The sequence below is a fragment of the Bacillus sp. 123MFChir2 genome (genome assembly GCF_000383235.1).
Taxonomy (GTDB): Bacteria; Bacillota; Bacilli; order Bacillales; family Bacillaceae_G; genus Bacillus_A.
In genome coordinates this window covers 1-2,117 of the sequence record NZ_KB911022.1, presented here as the reverse complement: position 1 = coordinate 2,117, position 2,117 = coordinate 1, and the positions used below count along the sequence as shown (strand labels likewise).

Genomic DNA, 2,117 nt, shown 5'->3' with positions numbered 1-2,117 from the left:
TTATCCACTTTACAGCACCATCCCTCACTTAAATAATAGGAACAGTATGGACAAATTGTTAGAATTTCAACCAACTTTGGAAAGAACCATATTTAAGTTATCATTTCTACTCTGAGACCATTTGCCCTGTTCAATGTATATTCAGCAGCTTTCGCAAGGGCATTTTTTCCGTAAAATGGTAACACCTCAACCCATTCAAGGAATTTCTTCACAATTGGCTTCGAGTATTTTTGGCGCTGTTTTCTTCGCTTACTCGGAGACAAATGTTTAAATTTCCTTTCAAGTCGATATAAATCGTCACAATAACTCACACCAATCCGTCCATTTTTACTGTCTGCCTTCAGCCAATAGCGACGAACATGCGCCCAACAATTTGCGAAGTTCACTCCTTCAATTTTGTCATAGGCAGAATAGCCATCACAAACAATTGTGCCAGAATACCCGTCAGTGAAATTTTCAAGAACAGACCGAGCACGTGATAATGAACTCTGAAACAGGACAATCGTTGGCCCTTGACTGGGAACACTTCGATACACCCAATTATAGGCATTAGATTGACCAGATTTTCCATCAGATCGGTTGATGATTTGTGCATATGTTTCATCGACATGTAAAATTGACTTAGTCATCATCAAGTGCTTCATTCGTTTGTAAACAGGAAATAACCAATCGTGTGATGCACGAATGACCCAATTCGAAAGGTTCTTATCATTTGTATTTAGGCCATAACGATCCCACTCTTTTACCTGACGGTAAAGTGGTAAGTATTGTGAGAATTTATCATATATCACTTTGGCAAGTACGCTAGAACTTGCGATGCTACGTTGAATGGGTGGTTGTGGTGCTTTACCACGTTTCATTTGTGCTTTTTGAAATGTATCGCCTTTGCAATTTTTACATTCATAAGCGTGTTCCATGTGTTGAATTTTCTTCATTTTCGCAGGAATAAATTCTGCTTCTTCACGTACAATGGTACTGCCAATTTCAATCATTTGTTCTTGGCAACAGTCACATCGTGTATTTTCTGGGTGATGATGAATCGTTGCTATCTCCACATCATCCCGTAATGAATCATTTCGTTTTTTCTTTTGAATCTTCGTACAACAGTATAAGAAATGGTCTGTTGGCTTTGTTCTTCTGTGTGCTCAGGTTCACTAAAAGACGGGTCATCCTCAAATAATGATCCTTGCCCGTCTGGTGCGTTATATTTCGACTTCTCTGTTTTAGATCCATATAAAAGCTTAGTTAAATGGCGAATTTGATCGGTTAATGCCTCAATTTGTTTCGATAAGTCTTTGTTTTGTTGATTCGAATGGGCCAATTGCCCTTCGAGCGCCCTAATTAATTTTTCGTATTGGTTTTCATTCGTAGAAGAAACATTCGCCACATCATTCACCACTTTCCGTTCGATTTCGTTGCTATTATTATAACTATTTCGAACAGTGAAATAAAGATGAAATTAGGGTGTACGAATTTAGAATACGCCTTTTGCTGATGGTTGAATCGCCTTTGGCTACTGAATGGACAATCCTTCGAGCAACCTTATCCCGACAATGAGATTATCCCGACCTTTTTATGATTTTTTGTGAATTAAAAACAATCAACTGGTTATTAGTCGGAATAATCCCGTCATCTAAAAATCATTTTAATCCATATAACCTACGTATCATTTCATTATTATCTTTTCGCGTAAGAACAGTTGTTCCTGTGTCGATATCAAGATTAATGGTTGCCTTTTCAATAGCTTTCCTTTTCATTTCAGTATCTGCTGAATCATAGATCAAAGTAGGTTCCGGATCTTCGTGACCGAGGAATTTTGAACATTTATCCTGTGCTTGTTTAGCGTATTTACTTATGAATTTGGCAACTTAAATAAAATCACCCATTAATATTTCAGATGAAGTTTTGTTGTCTGTGCAATAAATATCAATTTATGTTACCTCTTTTCTAATGTGACTTTCAGGGAAATCCTGATACGATACTTTTCCTAAAGAGGCATGAAATATTTATTATTCCGACCAATTGTAAACGCTAAAATAAAATTGACAGTTTTCGCTAAGAAACCTTTTACACTTTAGCTCATTAAAACCAATTTTCTAGTAAACTGAAAGTATCTG

1 pseudogene is annotated in these 2,117 nt (G+C 36.7%); it reads right to left on the bottom strand.

Annotation, left to right across the window (positions count from 1 at the left end):
• Positions 1–110: 110 nt before the first annotated feature.
• A pseudogene (gene tnpC, locus H280_RS24290) lies at positions 111–1,387 on the bottom strand (IS66 family transposase); the annotation flags it as partial.
• Positions 1,388–2,117: the final 730 nt, after the last annotated feature.